General features: G+C 65.8%; 1 protein-coding gene. It reads right to left on the bottom strand.

Features of this window, described 5'->3' with window-relative positions; genetic code table 11:
* Positions 1-477: ABC transporter permease (locus J5M58_RS26610; protein ID WP_207880351.1), on the bottom strand; the 477-nt coding region annotated here is incomplete at both ends.

The raw sequence follows: 477 nt of genomic DNA, 5'->3' as shown, positions 1-477 counted from the left end.
AAGATCGACTGGACCACGCTGGAGGTGGTGTGTTCGCCCACCGACTGTGCGCTGCCGCTGACGCGGAAGCCTTCCAGGCAGCCGATCACGGCGATGAGGAAGGCGAACACCGGGGCTTTGACGCTGCCGACCAGGAAGTGCTGCACGGCGATGTCGTTCTGCAGCATGTAGAGGAACATGCGCGGCGAGATGTCCAGGCTCAGGGCGCAGACTACGCCGCCGCCGAAGATCCCGGACATCATCGCCAGGAAGGTCAGCAGCGGCAGGGTGAACAGCAGGGCGAGTACCCGTGGCAGCACCAGCAGCTCGACCGGGTCCATGCCCTGGGCCTGGATCGCGTCGATCTCCTGGTTGGCCTTCATCGAGCCGATCTGCGCGGTGAAGGCACTGGCGGTGCGGCCGGCGAGGAGGATGGCGGTGAGCAGCACGCCGAACTCACGGAGGAAGGCGAAGCCGACCAGGTCGACGGTGTAGATC

Origin of the sequence: Pseudomonas sp. 32_A (assembly GCF_017490905.1) — a bacterium.
Lineage (GTDB): Bacteria > Pseudomonadota > Gammaproteobacteria > Pseudomonadales > Pseudomonadaceae > Aquipseudomonas > Aquipseudomonas inefficax.
The sequence above is the reverse complement of the archived record's forward strand: the minus strand, read 5'-3'. Positions and strand labels throughout refer to the sequence as shown.